This window comes from Nocardia sp. CDC153 (genome assembly GCF_035818515.1).
In the GTDB taxonomy this organism is placed as follows: domain Bacteria; phylum Actinomycetota; class Actinomycetes; order Mycobacteriales; family Mycobacteriaceae; genus Nocardia.
Genome location: NZ_JAYKYU010000004.1, coordinates 420,044 through 435,518 on the forward strand (window position 1 = coordinate 420,044; position 15,475 = coordinate 435,518).

Sequence of the window (15,475 nt, forward strand, 5' to 3'; positions counted from 1 at the left end):
TGTTCAGGCGTCGATTTCGATGTCGGTGGTGGGAATGGCCTGGCAGGGGAGGCAGGTGTTGTCGTCGAGGTGATCGGTGTCGACGTGATGGCCGACGGTGCCGCTGCGGACGGTGCACAGGCAGCTTTCGCATTGACCGACGCGGCAGCCGCTGGGCAGTGCCAGGCCGGATTTCTCGGCGAGTTCGAGTAGGGTGCCGTCGCGCTCGGTCCAGGTGAGTTCACGCTCGGATCGAACGAAACGCACTGTGTGACGGGAATTCTCGGGGGTGACGAGGGTGGGTGTGGGTGCGGTGAAGCGTTCGGAGAAGATCTCCCAGCGGGGTACGCCCCGGGCCCGGAGGCCGGCGGTGACGGTCTCGAGCATCGGGGTCGGGCCGCAGAGGTAGAAGCGGGCGCGGCGGTCGATCAGGTCGGCGTCGATGTCGGCGGCGCGCACGATGCCGTGCAGGTCGTAGTCGATGCCGTGTCGGTCCCGGTCCAGCGGGTGGCGGTAGTGGGTGATCAGGCGCAGCCGAGGCCCGATCGCCGCAGTGAGTTCGCGCAGTCGGTCCCGGAACGGGTGGTCGGCGGAATTGGCCACACCGTAGTGAAGGACAACCTCGGGGACGGTTCCCCCGGTGGCGGCCAGGGTTTCCAGGTAGGACAGGAATGGCGTGATCCCGATGCCGCCCGCGATCGCCACCACCGGATGGTCGCAGTCGGTGGGGATGAGGAAAGACCCTGCGGGACTGCGTACTTCGAGGCGATCTCCCGGTCGCAGATCGCCGTGCACGTAGCCGGAGAAGACACCGCCGGGAACATGGCGGATCGCCAGCCCGTAGCTGTCACGACCTGCCTCGAAAGCCGGTCCGGTCAACGAATAGGTGCGCACTGCCTCCGCATCACCGTCCTCGCCCAGCGGTTTCACCGCACGAACGGTCAGGTGCTGGCCCGCGCGGTAATCCGGCAGCGGTCCGCCGTCGCCGGGTATCAGGCGCAGTGCTCGAATACCCGCGCTGACGGTCTCGGCGGTCTCGACGGTGAAGGTCCGCTCGCCCGCCCAGCTGTCCTCGGCGCGTGCGGGCCGTATCTGGCAGGTCGTCGACCGCAGGGGGACCGAGCCCGAGAGCGGATCGGCGCGGTCGTCGTCGATGAGCAGGTTGTAGTTGCTGCCTTCGGCGGTCAGCGGGTCCGCGCCGGGCAGGCCCAGATCGGGATTGGACTGCCACCAGCCGTATTCGGCGACCACCACGTCCGGATGCAGGGTCGCGTCGAGACGGGCCCGCATCCGTACGCTCCCGATACGGGTGGACATCACGACCCACTGCCCGTCGGTGATGCCGCGGGCGACGGCGGCCCGCGGGCTCAAATCCAGGCGCGGGTCGGGACTGCGGCGGCGCAGGGAGTTGATCTGGCGGTGCTGGCTGTGGCAGAAGTAGCCGTTCTTCGCGCAGGTGAGCACGAGCGGATACGCGGCGTCGGGAGCGAGCGGCGCGGTGTATTCCGGAACCGGTGAATAGCCGTGCGCGGCAAGCCGTTCGCTGTAGAGCTCGACGCGTCGTGTCGGTGTTGCGAACCCGGACGCCTCGTACTTGCGGTAAGCGCGCGGCAGCCGAACCCGGACTCCGCCCGGCTGTGCGCGCAGCTGGGCGGCCGTGTAGCCGAGCGGTGCGAGCTGATGGTCCCAGCCCGCCTCGAGATCGCCGCCGAAGAACAGTTCACCCAGGCCCAGGCGGGTGGCCAGATCGAAGACCACCTCGGTGTCGGAGCGGGATTCCCCGACCGGCTCGACCATGCGCGGGCGCAACTGCACCTGCTCCTGGGCGCGGTGGTCGGCCTCGAAACCGATCCGCAGCGCCTCGTGCTCCCAGGCGCTGTTGACCGGCAACAGGAAATCGGCGTAGCGGGCCGTCGGGTTCTCGAACAGGTCGAGATGCACGTGAAAGTCCAGGCCCGCCAGGGCACGGGCCGTGCGTGCGGAATCCGGTTGGGAGAGTAGGAGATTGGATCCGAAGCCGACCAGTGCGCGCACCCGGTAGGGCTCGCCGTCGAGCACCGCCCGGCACAGGTCGCGCGCGGTGATCCACCCGCTCGCGGGTGGACCCAGCGGCCGCTGCGCCAGTCCCAGGGTCTTGGCGCGCTGTTCGGGCGCGAGCTGGTTGGCGCGATCGGAGACGGTGTTGACCGCGGGGCGGGGCAGCATCACATTGCCGCCGGGCGCGTCGAAGGACCCGGTGAGGGCGAACAGGGTGGCGATGGCGCGATCGGTCTGAGTCGCGTTGGCGTGCTGGCCGATTCCGGTCCAGCCGTAATAGGACACCGCGTCGGCGTGCGCGATGTCGTCGGCGAGTGCGGCGATATCGCCCTCACCGACCCAGGTTTCGCGCGCGACCCGCTCCACCGGCCAGTCCCGGCACGCCCGCGCGTAGTGCTCGAACGCCGGTGCGCAGGTGACGAGCCCGGCGCGGGTGGGCAGGCGGCGCGTGCCGAACAGGGCGAACCGTTGCGGTGCCCGCGCCGCGGTCGCGGTGTCGTACGGGGCGGGCGCGCCGTCGACCTCGTCCCAGACCACGTAACCGGTTGTGTCGGGCCAGATCTCGGCGGCCCGCAGCAGTCGTCCGGTATCCGCGCGGACCAGCAGCGGTGCGTTGGTCCAGGCCCGCACGAAGCGCTCGTCGAAGCCGTTGCCGTCGATGAGGCGTCCGGCCAGTCCCAGCGCCAGCGCGGCATCGGTGCCCGGGCGCACCCGCAGCCAGTGGTCGGCGCCGAGTGCGGTCGTGGAGCGGCGCGGATCGATGACCGCCAGCCGCGCCCCGCGCGCCCGCGCCTCGCCGAGCGCGGCCGACTGCGCCAGCCAGGTCTTGGCCGGGTTGAAACCCCACATGACCGCCAGATCGGTGTTCGCGTACTCCGGCACCGGCAGGCCCGCGCCGAAGGTGAAGCCGTGCGCGACATCCTTGTGCCAGTTGCAGATCTCGGTGCTGTACACCGTGTTCGGGCTGCCGAACCCGTGCACGAACCGTTCGATCCATTCCGTGGCATCCGACAGCGACGTCCCCGAGGGTGTCGACAATGCGAACGCCACCGCCTCCGGGCCGTCCTGCGCGGCGATCGCGCGCAACCGGGCGGCGATCTCGGCCAGCGCCTGGTCCCAGCTCACCGGCTCCCATCCCGGATCCGGATCGGTCTTGGGGCGCGTGCGCCGCAGCGGCCGGGTCAAACGCCCGGTGCCGTGCACGAGCTCGGGGACCGAACGCCCCTTGGGGCACAGGGCTTTTCCCGTCGGGTGCGCCCCGTCGGGCCGGACCCCGGTCAACCGGCCGTCCTCGACGGTATAGATTGCGCCGCACCGCGACTTGCAGAGCGTGCAAAAGCCAGCGATCTCCACCCGTTCAGGCTACGAGGCCGCCGCGGCCAATCCTATGGACGAATGCCCCGATCGCCCGGCGGCCACCACGGCCGGACACCGGGCCGAATCAATGTCCCTGGAACGGGGAATTGATGGTGGAGAAGTACTGGATCGCGGCGGCGATGGCGACCGGGGCGGTCACGAACAGCTGGCCGGCGAGCGTGCCGAGGAAGCCGACGGTGGCCGCGCCGAGCACGCAGCCGCCGAGCGGGCCCGCGCCGAACAGGGTGAGCAGCGCGCCGGTGGCCACCAGGCCGACACCGGCGCCGACCGCGCAGCCCACCGCCGCGCCGCCGATGCCGCCGACCAGGGTGCCCAGGGTCGCGCCCATGCCGATGGTGTCGCGCAGGCGGTTCCACGCCACCTGCTCGCGGTCGTACTGGGTCTTCCAGGGGGCTTGGTCCTCGTAGGGCAGCGCGACGGGCCGGTACACCGCGTGCACCTCGTCGAACTGCGGGGTCAGGGTGGCGGTGCGATCGGTGATTCGCGCGGCGATCGGGAAGACGAAATCGTCCACGCGGAAGGACAATTCGGTGCCCGCGAGCACGGTGCCGTCGGCGGCCTTGATGGTGAACACGCCCTTGTCGACACCCATCGATCCGGCGTCGGTGCGAATCACCATGGTGCCGTCCTCGGCGGCATTGGCGACGTAGTTCACCGGGGCCGGATCGGCGGTGGCCGGGGCGGCGTGAGCCGTTCCGCAACCGATGACGGCCGAGCCGATCAACAGGGCGGAGGTGGCGGCGATTTTCCTCATCAGCGGGTCCTTCACGAGCAGTCACTAAGCGGGCGCTTAGTTCGCCGAGACGTTAGCTGGATCACAGCTCTGTGGTCAAGCCCACAGTGGGAACCGCGCGGTTATGAACTCCGGGTGTCGTCTCCTTTGGCCTCCTGCGCTTGCCTTTCGGTGACCGCGTGGGAGTGTGCGCCCCACCCGACATGCGCTTCGGCGCGCATGCGCTCGACCATGTGCGGATAGTGCAATTCGAACGCCGGTCGCTCGGATCGGATGCGGGGCAGTTCGTAGAAGTTGTGGCGCGGCGGCGGGCAGGAGGTCGCCCACTCCAGGGAGTTGCCGTAGCCCCACGGATCGTCCACGGTGACGACTTCGCCATAGCGGTAGGAGCGGAAGACATTCCAGAGGAACGGCAGCATAGATGCGCCGAGGATGAACGACCCGATCGTGGACACGGTGTTGAGCGCGGTGAATCCGTCAGTGGGCAGATAGTCGGCGTAGCGGCGCGGCATGCCCATGTTCCCCAGCCAGTGCTGGGCCAGGAAGGTCAGGTGAAAGCCCAGGAAGGTGGTCCAGAAGTGCCACTTGGCCAGGCGTTCGTCGAGCAGGCGGCCGGTGATCTTGGGGAACCAGAAATAGATGCCCGCGAAGGTCGCGAACACCACCGTGCCGAAGAGCGTGTAGTGGAAGTGGGCGACGACGAAATAGGTGTCGCTGATATGGAAGTCGAGCGGCGGCGCGGCCAGCAGGACCCCGGACAGGCCGCCGAACAGGAAGGTCACCAGGAAGCCGAGGGAGAACAGCATCGGCGATTCGAAGGTGAGCTGCCCCTTCCACAGGGTGCCGATCCAGTTGAAGAACTTCACGCCGGTGGGGACGGCGATGAGGAAGGTCATGAACGAGAAGTACGGCAGCAGAACGGCTCCCGTGGCATACATGTGGTGCGCCCACACCGCAATCGACAGGGCCGCGATCCCGAGCGTCGCGTAGACCATGCCGGTGTAGCCGAACAGCGGCTTGCGGGCGAACACCGGGAAGATCTCCGAGACGATGCCGAAGAACGGCAGCGCGATGACATACACCTCGGGATGGCCGAAATACCAGAACAAGTGCTGGAAAAGCATGGTCCCGCCCGCGGCCGGGTCGTAGATGTGCCCGCCCAGATGCCGGTCGTAGTACAGCGCCAGCGCGGCCGCGGTGAGCAGTGGAAAGACCAGCAGCACAAGGAAACTCGCGACGACGACATTCCAGGTGAAGATGGGCAGCCGGAACATGGTCATGCCCGGGCAGCGCAGGCACACGACGGTGGTGAGCATATTGACCGCGCCGAGAATGGTGCCCAGACCCGACACGCCCACCCCGACAATCCACATGTCCGCGCCGACACCGGGGGAATGGATCACATCCGACAGCGGCGTATAGGCGGTCCACCCGAAATCGGCAGCGCCGCCGGGGGTTACGAAGCCCGCGGTCGCCAGGGTCGCGCCGAAGGCATAGAACCAGTAGCTGAGCGCGTTCAAGCGCGGGAACGCCACATCGGGTGCACCGATCTGCAAGGGCAGCAGGATATTCGCGAAGCCGAAGATGATGGCGGTCGCGTAGAACAGCAGCATGATGGTGCCGTGCATGGTGAACAGCTGATTGAACTGCTCGGGCGAGAGGAACTGCATACCGGGGCGCGCGAGTTCGGCCCGCATGAGCAGCGCCATCACACCGGCGATCAGGAAGAACGCCATCGATGTCACCAGGTACATCGTGCCGAGCACCTTGGGGTCGGTCGTGGTGACCAGCTTGTACAGCAACGATCCCCGCGGACCTCGCCGCGCCGGATAGGGACGCGAAACGGGAAGGGGTAGTTCGGATTTCGGTGAGACTGCGGTCACCAACATCCTCCTGGCTCGGGTGCGGGTCCGCGCGCCGAAGGAGGCGCGAGGACGAGGTGTGAAGCACGAACAGCCGCACGCTACTAACCGATGTAGTAGTTGGAGAATCCCTCCGAGCAGGGTCGATGACCTTCAGCGCGCGATCGGGGACCTTGGTCTACGCGCCGTGGGACCCCGGGCCGGCGTGTCGACCCGGGGCGCCCGCGCTCAGGCCGCGCGGGTGAGCACCAGCGGGTCCGCGTCGGTGATGGCGATGGTGTGTTCGGAGTGGGCGGTGCGGGAGCCGTCGGCCGAGCGCAGGGTCCAGCCGTCGGGGTCGGTGACGATGCGGTCGGTGGTGCGGGCGAACCAGGGTTCGATGGCGAGGGTGAGGCCGGGGCGCAGGCGGTAGCCGCGGCCGGGGCGGCCGGAATTGGGGACGTGGGGGTCCTCGTGCATGGTGCGGCCCAGGCCGTGGCCACCGAATTCGGTATTGATGGGGTAGCCCGCGGCGTGGGCGACGGCGGCGATGGCGGCGGACAGGTCGCCGATCGTATTGCCCGCGTGAGCGACGGCGATGGCCGCGTCGAGGGCGTCCTCGGTGGCGCGGATCAGGCGCACGTCTTCCGGGTCGGGGGTGCCGACGATGGTGGTGATCGCCGAGTCGGCGACCCAGCCGTCGAGGCTCACGGCCAGATCCATGGTCAGCACATCGCCGTCGCGCAGGGCGTAGTCGAACGGGAGGCCGTGCAGCACGGCGTCGTTGACCGAGAGGCAGACGGTGTTGCGGAACGGGCCGCGACCGAACGAGGGGGAGTAGTCCCAGTAGCAGGAGACCGCGCCGCGCTGGCGGATGCGTTCGCGCACAAGGGCTTCCAGTTCCAGTAGGTTCACCCCGATCTGGGCCTTGTCGCGCAGTTCGGCCAGGACCTCGGCCACGAACTGTCCGGTGACGCGCATGCGTTCGATCTCGGCGGGGCTCTTGAGCTCTACCATCACAACCTCTTTCGTTCGGTATTTTAATACCAGCGTAGCGGGTTGCGGTATTTAAATACCAGACGTAGGGTGGCGGCATGGTTCGACTGCCGCTCACGCCCGCTCAGCTCGAGGCCGGTCGCCGGTTGGGTGCCGCGCTGCGTGCCGCGCGCGGCGACCGGGATCTGCTGGACGTGGCCGCGAACGCGGGCATTTCACCGGAAACACTGCGGAAGATCGAATCGGGGCGGCTGCCCACCCCGGCCTTCGGGACCGTCGTGGCGCTGAGCCGCACCCTCGGCATTCCGCTCGAGGAGTTGGCCGACATCTGGCAGCCGAGCGTGGCGCACCGCTCGGCGTCCTGACCCACTGCCGCGCCCGGACCCGGCTCGGCGTTGCGGTCAGTCGACGGTCAGCTCCACCGGCACCGCGATCACGTCGACCATCGCCCCATTGCGCAGCACCGTCACCGGCAGGGACCGGCCGATGGCGTCGGCGAACAGCTGCCGCTGAATGCCCTGCGCGTCACGGATTTCCGTGCGCGCGATGCTGAGCACCAGGTCCCCACGCCGCAATCCGGCCCGCTCGGCCGGACCGCCGCGCACCACCTCGACAATGCGCAGACCCGCATCCTGCCCGGTGCGCGCGGCCACCGCTGTCGGCAGCGGTGCGGGCACCCCGACCACCCCGAGATAGGCGCGCCGCACCCGCCCCTCGGTGAGCAGGGTGCTGATGATCCGCCGCGTGGTGGCGTTGATCGGAATGGCCAGTCCCAGCCCGATTCCCGCCACCGCCGTATTGATCCCGACCACGCGTCCGGCCGAATCCGCCAGCGCCCCACCGGAATTGCCGGGGTTGAGGGCGGCGTCGGTCTGGATCACGTCCTCGATCACCCGCGCAGCGCGCCGATTGCCCACCGGCACCGAGCGACCCAGCGCGCTCACCACCCCGGCGGTCACCGATCCGGCCAAACCGAGCGGACTGCCGACGGCCACGACCAGTTGGCCGACCACCAGCCGGTCGGCGTCCCCGAGTACCACCGCCCGCGGTGCGCCCCCGCGGGCGCGAATCACCGCCAGGTCCGAGAGCGGATCCACGCCCACCACATCGAATTTCGCTTCCAGCCCGTCCGCGAACACCACGGTCCCATTGCTCGCCTCGCCCACCACGTGCGCGTTGGTGAGCAGGAAACCGTCGTCGGTGAACACCACCGCCGAGCCGCCGCCGCGGCGGGTCTGCACACTGGCCACGTGCGGGGTCACCGATTTGGCGACCGCGATCACGGTGCGCGAGTAGGAGTCCAGCGCCGCGGCGTCGGGGGTTCCGAAGCCGGGTTGGGCGACCGGCTCGGGGTTCGCGTTCTCGTCCATCGACGAGAGGGCAGCTTCGTCGTCCACGACGACCACCATCCCGATTACATGATTACATTGCTCTGGCACCAGGATGCGCGCGCATCGGGCATCGCGACAACCGGTTCGCCGACAGCGCAACCGCGTTCAGCGGATGGTGTATTTCAGGTGGGTGACGCGGGTGCCGGGAATGATCTCCGGATCCTCGAGCAGCACGGGCGCATTGCCCAGCGCGCCGAACAGCGGGACGCCGCCGCCGAGCAGCACCGGCACGATATCGACCGAAATCTCTTCCAGCAGGCCCTGTTCCAGGCATTGGCGCGCGATGTCGCCGCCGCTGACGCCGACCAGCTTGTCTCCGGCGATACCGCGCGCGACATCGATGGCCGCCTTCACGCCACCGGTGACGAACGTGAATGGGGCGTCGGGGTGGTCGGCGATCCACTGCTCGGGCACGGTGTGGGTGACCACCACGATGGGCTTGTCGGCCGGGTGGATGCCGCCCCAGCCGTCGGTCAGGGTGAACAGTCGCTTGCCGACCACGTAGACGCCGACGCTGTCGAGCCAGTTCTGCAGGTAGGCGGCATCGGAGGGGGTGAGGTTGAACGGGATCTCGGGATGGGTGCTGGCGATGGGGACATCACCGCTCTGGTACCAGGCGAACAGGTGCTCGAACCCGGTTTCGCCGGGGCCCGCGATGAAGCCGTCGAGGGACATGCTCGCGCCGGTGACTACCTTGCTCATGGTCTTACTCCTTCATGTGTGGAAGGAAACGGCGAGGATTGCCGTCTCTGCGATGAAGTCGGAGCCGGTATCGGGGAATCATCGTTTATCTCGAGAGAATTTTCGCCGAACTCTTGGCGCGCAACGGTTTCGCGCCCGAGCATCGCCGACGCGGGGATGATGGACGCAGATCCAGGCACGACAGGGGCGCGGCGATGGTCGAGATCGAGGTGCGAGAGCTGGCTCGGGGGCAACTGCGCCAGGCGGCGGGGGTGCTCGGGCGCGGAATGCGTGACAACCCGATCAATCGGGCCGCGTTCGCGGCGGATTCGGGGCGGCGGGAACGGGCGTTGACCAGGTTCTTCCGTCCGGCCGTGCACGGGTTGGCCGGGCGCGGGACCGTGGGCGGGGCGCTGCGGGAGGGGCGGGTTGTCGGGGTGTGCGGTATGGCCCCGCCGGGTCGCTGTCACACGACGCCGGGGGAGAAGGCGCGGATTCTGCCCACGGTCGTGCTGGGCACCCCACCGGGTACGACCGGGCGGGTGGTGCGCTGGAGTACCGCGTGGGCACAGCGCGATCTGGCCGAACCGCATTGGCATCTGGGGCCGGTGGCGGTCGATGCCGGTCTGCAAGGGCTGGGCATCGGGACGATGATGCTCACCGATTTCTGTGCGCGCGTGGACGATCGGGGCGCGGCGGCCTACCTCGAAACCGACAAGCCCGAGAACGTGCGGTTCTACGAGCGATTCGGCTTCTCCGTCATCGACGAGGCCGAGGTGCTGGGCGTGCCGAACTGGTTCATGCGCCGACCGCGCATGTAGTGCGCGCCGCGGCGTTTGCGCTGCTCGAGCGGGTGCGAAAAAAATTTCGAGAAATTTCGCGGTGGATGTCGAGAACCTGTCGGCGGCTTCGTCCCTGGTGCATGGAACCGAACGAGATCACCGAAATCCTGAACCGTCCGCTCAGCCAGGAACTGCTGGCCCGCGACCTGACCCGCCTGGCGTATGTCGCCACCGACGGCACCCCGCGCAGCATCCCCATCGCCTTCCACTGGAACGGCACCGAGATCGTGCTGTGCACCAGCAAGAACGCCCCGAAACTGCACGCGCTGCGCAAGAACCCGATGGTCGCGCTGACCATCGACACCGAGGTGCATCCGCCCAAGATCCTGCTCATTCGCGGTCGGGTCGAGTTGGATGTCGTGGACGGCATTCCGTGGGAGTACCTGCAGATGAACGGCAGCTATGAGATGACCGCCGAGCAGCGCGTCGAGTGGGAGGCCGAGGTGCGCTCGCTCTATGACGGCATGGTCCGCATTGTCGTCACCCCGACCTGGGCCAAGCTCATCGACTTCGACACCACCCTGCCCAGCGCAGTCGAGGAACTGGTCCGCGAACGCGCCGAACGCCAAGACGCCTGAGATCGATTCCGGCCAGAATGGCCCTACACACACCAGGAGAAGACAATGGCCAAATACCTGCTGCTCAAGCACTACCGGGGCGCACCGGCCTCGGCCAACGACATCCCGATGGATCAGTGGACCCCCGACGAGGTCAGCGCCCACATCAAATACATGCAGGACTTCGCCAACCGGCTCGTGGACACCGGCGAGTTCGTCGACGAGTTGGCCCTCACCCCGCAGGGCAGCTTCGTCACCGCCGACGCCGACGGCCGTCCGATCACCGATGGGCCGTTCGCCGAGACCAAGGACCTGATCGCGGGCTTCATGGTGATCGACGTCGAATCCCATGAGCGCGCCCTCGAACTGGCCGCCGAACTGTCCCTGGCGCCGGGCGCGGGCGGCAAACCGATTCACGAGTGGCTCGAACTGCGGCCGGTGCTGTCCTCGCTGCCCGTCGTGACCGAATGAACGAGGCGCTGCTGCGGGAGCTCGTGCCCGCGGTGATCGGTGTCCTGGTCCGGCGCGGAGCCGATTTCGCGTCGGCCGAGGACGCCGTGCAGGAGGCGCTGGTGCGCGCGGTGGAAACCTGGCCGCAGGATCCGCCGCGCGATCCGAAAGGCTGGCTCGTCACCGCCGCCTGGCACAAGTTCCTCGATGCCACCCGGGCCGAAAACTCCCGGCGTGGAAGGGAACTCGCGGTGGAGGCGGAGCCGGAGAGCGGGCCGGTCTCGGGGACCGACGACTCGCTGTGGCTGTATTTCCTGTGCGCGCATCCGTCGCTGTCGCCCGCCTCGGCGGTGGCATTGACGCTGCGGGCGGTCGGCGGTCTCACGACGCGACAGATCGCGAATGCCTACCTGGTGCCGGAAGCGACCATGGCACAACGGATCAGCCGCGCCAAGAAGCGCCTGTCCGGTCTGCCGTTGAATCGGCCCGGCGATCCGGCGACGGTCCTGCACGTGCTCTACCTCGTGTTCAACGAGGGCTACAGCGGCGATATCGACCTAGCGGCCGAGGCGATCCGCCTCACCCGCCAACTCGCCGCCGCCACCGACGAACCCGAGGCGGCGGGGCTGCTGGCGCTCATGCTGTTACATCACGCCCGCCGCGCCTCCCGTCTCGGCCCGGACGGTCGGCTGATCCCACTCGCGGCGCAGGACCGATCCCTATGGGACACCGGCCTTATCGCCGAGGGGGTGATGATCCTCCAAGCGGCCCTGTCCCGCGATCGCCTCGGCGAATACCAAGCCCAAGCCGCGATCGCCGCCCTGCATGCCGATGCCCCGACCGCCGCCGACACCGATTGGGTGCAGATCGTGGAGTGGTACGACGAACTGCTGCGATTCACCGACAACCCCGTGGTCCGCCTCAACCGCGCCGTGGCTGTCGGCGAGGCGGATGGGCCGCAGGCGGGCTTGGCGGAACTGAAGGCTTTGGATCCGAATCTGCCGCGCTATACCGCGGTTCGCGCCTACCTGCTCGAACGGACCGGGGACCTCGAACAGGCCGCCCAGCTGTATGTCGAGGCCGCCCACACGGCCACCAGCATGCCCGAACGCGACCACCTGACCCGCGAGGCGGCCCGACTCCACCAACTCCTCCGCCGCTGATCGGCAGCCACCCTGGCGATCACCTATTTCGTGATCGCTTGCCGCGCAACGCCGACACCGATATGACGACCAGCATGGCGGGCAGCACGAACAAGTTCAGAAGGATCAGATAGGTGCCGGTATGGAAGAAGAACGCGAGATAGATCCAGTAACCGACACACAAACTGCCGCACGCCGCATTGGCCGAGCGCCACCACCAATCCAGAGACCGCGGGATGGCCAACGCCAGCAGAACGATCCCACTCACCAGCAGCAGCGCCAGATACCACAGCGGTGGGGGCCCATCGATGTGCGGGACGGGGGTCATAGCTTCTTCCTACGCCGACGGTCCCTTGATTCTTCGCCGCAGATCGCAACGTAGGCAAGATGTTCCATGGCCGCCAGCCAAGGAGTATCGGGCTAGGTGGCCTGGCTGACCGAGGACATGTGGAAGTCGGGGATGCGCAGCGGTGGCATGGCGGTTCGGGTGAACCAGTCCTTCCATTCGCGGGGGAGGGTGATTTCGGTGCGGCCCGCCTCGGTGACTCGGCGCAGGAGGTCGAGGGGGCTTTCGTTGAAGCGGAAGTTGTTGACCGCGGCGGTGACTTCGCCGTTTTCGACCAGGTAGACGCCGTCGCGGGTGAGGCCGGTCAGGAGCAGGGTCGCGGGGTCGACCTCGCGGATGTACCAGAGGCAGGTCAGCAGCAGGCCGCGTTCGGTGTTGGCGATCATGTCCGGGAGGGTGGCGTCGGTGCCGCCGGTCATGAGCAGGTTCTCGCCGGGAACCGTGACGGGAGCGTCGAATTCGGCGGCGGTGGCGCGCGGGTAGACCAGGGATTCGATGACGCCCGCGCCGATCCAGTCGGTGCGCTGGGCAGTCAGGCCGTTGTCGAAGACCGACAGCGACTCCGAGGACGACGGGGTCGCCACGAACGGCCGGTACTCCAGGCCGGTGGCGGCCGGATCGGAGTAGAGGGTGAGGGGAATGTCGGTGAGGCGCTCGCCGATTCGGGTGCCGCCCGCGCGGGAGAAGGCGGTGTGGCCCTCGTGTGCGCCGCGGCCCTCCATGGTCCAGGCCATGTAGATCATGAGGTCGGCGACCGCCGAGGGCGGGAGCAGGGTTTCGTAGCGGCCCGCGGGCAGCTCGACGCGGCGCTTGCTCCAGTCCAGGCGGCGGGACAGCTCGGCGAGCAGTCCGGGGGTGTCGACGTCGGTGAAATCGGTGGTGCCGGTGCCGACCCAGGCGCTGGCCAGCTCCGCGCCCGCGCCGCGCTTGCCATTGATCTCGACCGAACCGGTCGGCTGCACCCAGCGTCGCCGCACGCCGGTGGAGGTGCCCAGCCAGGTGGAGTGCATCTGGTGGTGGGCGAAACCGTAGAGGCGGTCCGCGCCGTCGAATCCGGTGGCGAGATCGCTTGCCAGCGCAGTGAACACGCCGATATCGGTGGTCGCCGGATCGCCCGCCCAGTCCAGGCGCTGGTCCGCGGCGTCGACGACGGCGTCCGGGTTCAGCAGCGGCATGGCGTCGCGCGCGGGTTCGGCGGTGCGCGCGGCCTCCTCGCTGGCGCACACCACGGCCTCGATATCGGCCGGATCCACACTGGTGGAACTGACACTGCCCACGCGGGCGGCATTCGGTCCATCCCGGAACACCGAGACGACCGCCCAGTCCCGCGCCACCGAGGAACCGTTGGTGGTCATGGAATTTCCGGCCCAGCGCAGCGACGCCTCGTGCGCGTCGGTGACGATCACCACGGCCTCGTCCGCGCGGGACGATCGCAGCGCGCGTTCGACGACCTCGGGGGCGGGGAGCACACTCACCGTTGTCGGTCCTTTCGTGGAGAAGATGCTGCCTACTGCCCGGCTTCGGCGCGGGTATTGAGAATGTTGATGCCGCGCACCAGGACCGACGGGCAGCCGTGCGAGACCGCGGCCACCTGTCCGGGCTGCGCCTTGCCGCAGTTGAACGCGCCGCCCAGCACCCAGGTGGACGGGCCGCCGACCGCTTCCATCGAACCCCAGAAGTCGGTGGTGGTGGCCTGGTAGGCGACATCGCGCAGCTGCCCGGCCAACTCGCCATTGCGGATACGGAAGAAACGCTGGCCGGTGAACTGGAAGTTGTAGCGCTGCATATCGATCGACCAGGACCTGTCGCCGACGATGTAGATGCCGTTCTCCACGCGGGAGATCAACTCGGCGGTGCTGGTGTCGTTGACCGGATCCGGTTGCAGCGACACGTTCGCCATGCGCTGGATCGGGACGTGGTGGGCGGAGTCGGCGTAGGAGCAGCCATTGGAGCGTTCGAGTCCCAAGCGGGGCGCGAAGACTCGGTCGAGCTGGTAGCCGACGAGAATGCCGTCGCGCACCAGATCCCACTGCTGTCCGGCCACACCCTCGTCATCCCAGCCGACGCTGGCCAGGCCGTGCTCCTGGGTGCGGTCACCGGTCACGTGCATGATCGGGGTGCCGTATTTCAGTTTGCCGAGCTGGTCGGGGGTGGCGAAAGAGGTGCCCGCGTAGGCGGATTCGTAGCCGATGGCGCGGTCGTACTCGGTGGCGTGGCCGATGGACTCGTGAATGGTCAGCCACAGATTCGTCGGGTCGATGACCAGATCGGTGGGACCGGCCTGCACGGTCGGGGCCTTCACCTTCTCGGCCAGCCACTCCGGAATCTGGGCGAGTTCGCCTGTCCAGTCCCAGGTTCCGTCCGCGCCGGTCACATACTCCCAGCCGCGACCGGCCGGGGCGGCGAGGGTGCGCATGGTCTCGAACACGCCCGCCGACGGGTCGACGGTGATGGCCTCGAGTTGCGGGTGCAGGCGCACCCGCTGCTGGGTGATGCGGGAGCCGAAGGTGTCGGCGTAGAAGGTCTGTTCCTTGACCTGCAGCACCGACGCGGTGACGTGGTCCACACCGTCGGCGGCCTTCAGGCGTTCCGAATAGTCCAGCAGCAGCGCCACTTTCTCCGGGGTCGGGACGGAGAAGGGGTCGACGTCGTAGGCCGAGACGTACTGCGCGTCGGTGTAGATCGGCTCGTCCGCCAGCTCGACGCGTTCGCGATTGAGTGCCCGCAGCGTCGTGGCCACGGTCACCGCCTGCCGGGCCACCTGGGCGGCGGTGTCGACGGTCAGGTCGGCGTGCGAGGCGAAACCCCAGGTGCCGTCGACGATCACGCGCACCGCGAACCCGAGATCGGTGCTGTCGGACACCGATTCGACACGCCCGTCACGCAACCTGATGGACTGCTGCACAAGTCGATGCACGCGCAGGTCCGCGTACTCGGCCCCGGCCGCCCGGGCCGCGCTCAGGGCGGCGTCGGCGAGCGCGGACAGCGGCAGCGCGCGGAACTGGTCGTCCACGACGGTGGTAGCGATGCTCACCGAACCAACCTAGAGGCCGACACGCCGAGGGTTCAACAATCGACTCACCCCGAAAGAAAATCACGCCGT

General features: G+C 68.3%; 14 protein-coding genes. 5 read left to right on the forward strand and 9 right to left on the reverse strand.

Going from position 1 to position 15,475, the window contains the following annotated elements; genetic code table 11:
• Positions 1 to 3: 3 nt before the first annotated feature.
• The 4 genes from VMT65_RS24470 to map all read right to left on the reverse strand — a co-directional run bounded on the left by VMT65_RS24470 (position 4) and on the right by map (position 6,984).
• A complete protein-coding gene (locus tag VMT65_RS24470) occupies positions 4 to 3,369 on the reverse strand; it encodes a molybdopterin-dependent oxidoreductase (RefSeq protein ID WP_326310729.1) in 3,366 nt (1,121 codons plus the stop codon).
• Between the two features lie 88 nt (positions 3,370 to 3,457).
• Entirely contained in the window at positions 3,458 to 4,147 is a 690-nt protein-coding gene (locus VMT65_RS24475; protein ID WP_326310730.1) for a hypothetical protein, read from the reverse strand.
• 101 nt (positions 4,148 to 4,248) lie between these two features.
• Positions 4,249 to 6,015, reverse strand: a complete 1,767-nt coding sequence (ctaD, locus tag VMT65_RS24480; protein ID WP_442790299.1) for an aa3-type cytochrome oxidase subunit I — start codon at positions 6,013 to 6,015, stop codon at positions 4,249 to 4,251.
• Positions 6,016 to 6,216: 201 nt separating this feature from the next.
• Positions 6,217 to 6,984 (reverse strand): type I methionyl aminopeptidase, encoded by a 768-nt coding sequence (map, locus tag VMT65_RS24485; protein ID WP_326310732.1) that lies wholly within the window; start codon positions 6,982 to 6,984, stop codon positions 6,217 to 6,219.
• Positions 6,985 to 7,061: 77 nt separating this feature from the next.
• On the opposite strand from map, the gene VMT65_RS24490 reads away from it, so the two are divergent.
• The gene (locus VMT65_RS24490; protein WP_326310733.1) at positions 7,062 to 7,328 is read left to right on the forward strand and encodes a helix-turn-helix transcriptional regulator; all 267 of its coding nucleotides are present in this window, start codon (positions 7,062 to 7,064) and stop codon (positions 7,326 to 7,328) included.
• A gap of 36 nt (positions 7,329 to 7,364) precedes the next feature.
• Here the strand turns inward: VMT65_RS24490 and VMT65_RS24495 are convergent, their stop codons facing one another.
• Together VMT65_RS24495 and VMT65_RS24500 are read right to left on the reverse strand one after the other, a co-directional pair.
• The gene (locus tag VMT65_RS24495; protein ID WP_326311188.1) at positions 7,365 to 8,333 is read right to left on the reverse strand and encodes a S1C family serine protease; all 969 of its coding nucleotides are present in this window, start codon (positions 8,331 to 8,333) and stop codon (positions 7,365 to 7,367) included.
• A gap of 126 nt (positions 8,334 to 8,459) precedes the next feature.
• The gene (locus tag VMT65_RS24500) at positions 8,460 to 9,056 is read right to left on the reverse strand and encodes a dihydrofolate reductase family protein (protein WP_326310734.1); all 597 of its coding nucleotides are present in this window, start codon (positions 9,054 to 9,056) and stop codon (positions 8,460 to 8,462) included.
• A 194-nt stretch (positions 9,057 to 9,250) separates the two neighbouring features.
• Between VMT65_RS24500 and VMT65_RS24505 the strand changes: the two genes are divergently transcribed.
• The 4 genes from VMT65_RS24505 (at position 9,251) to VMT65_RS24520 (ending at position 12,047) form a co-directional block, all read left to right on the forward strand.
• On the forward strand, positions 9,251 to 9,856 hold the full coding sequence (locus tag VMT65_RS24505; protein WP_326310735.1) for a GNAT family N-acetyltransferase: 606 nt from the start codon (positions 9,251 to 9,253) through the stop codon (positions 9,854 to 9,856).
• Between the two features lie 101 nt (positions 9,857 to 9,957).
• Entirely contained in the window at positions 9,958 to 10,455 is a 498-nt protein-coding gene (locus VMT65_RS24510) for a pyridoxamine 5'-phosphate oxidase family protein (RefSeq protein ID WP_326310736.1), read from the forward strand.
• 45 nt (positions 10,456 to 10,500) lie between these two features.
• Positions 10,501 to 10,905, forward strand: coding sequence for a YciI family protein (locus tag VMT65_RS24515; protein WP_326310737.1), 405 nt, complete (start codon positions 10,501 to 10,503; stop codon positions 10,903 to 10,905).
• Positions 10,902 to 12,047: an RNA polymerase sigma factor gene (locus tag VMT65_RS24520; RefSeq protein WP_326310738.1), complete on the forward strand. Its 1,146-nt coding sequence runs from the start codon at positions 10,902 to 10,904 to the stop codon at positions 12,045 to 12,047. The genes VMT65_RS24515 and VMT65_RS24520 overlap by 4 nt, the downstream gene beginning before the upstream one ends.
• Before the next feature lie 19 nt (positions 12,048 to 12,066).
• Here the strand turns inward: VMT65_RS24520 and VMT65_RS24525 are convergent, their stop codons facing one another.
• The 3 genes from VMT65_RS24525 to VMT65_RS24535 all read right to left on the reverse strand — a co-directional run bounded on the left by VMT65_RS24525 (position 12,067) and on the right by VMT65_RS24535 (position 15,406).
• Positions 12,067 to 12,354, reverse strand: coding sequence for a hypothetical protein (locus VMT65_RS24525; protein ID WP_326310739.1), 288 nt, complete (start codon positions 12,352 to 12,354; stop codon positions 12,067 to 12,069).
• Positions 12,355 to 12,446: 92 nt separating this feature from the next.
• Positions 12,447 to 13,841, reverse strand: a complete 1,395-nt coding sequence (locus VMT65_RS24530) for a TldD/PmbA family protein (protein ID WP_326311189.1) — start codon at positions 13,839 to 13,841, stop codon at positions 12,447 to 12,449.
• A 38-nt stretch (positions 13,842 to 13,879) separates the two neighbouring features.
• The gene (locus VMT65_RS24535; protein WP_326310740.1) at positions 13,880 to 15,406 is read right to left on the reverse strand and encodes a TldD/PmbA family protein; all 1,527 of its coding nucleotides are present in this window, start codon (positions 15,404 to 15,406) and stop codon (positions 13,880 to 13,882) included.
• Between the last annotated feature and the right edge of the window lie 69 nt (positions 15,407 to 15,475).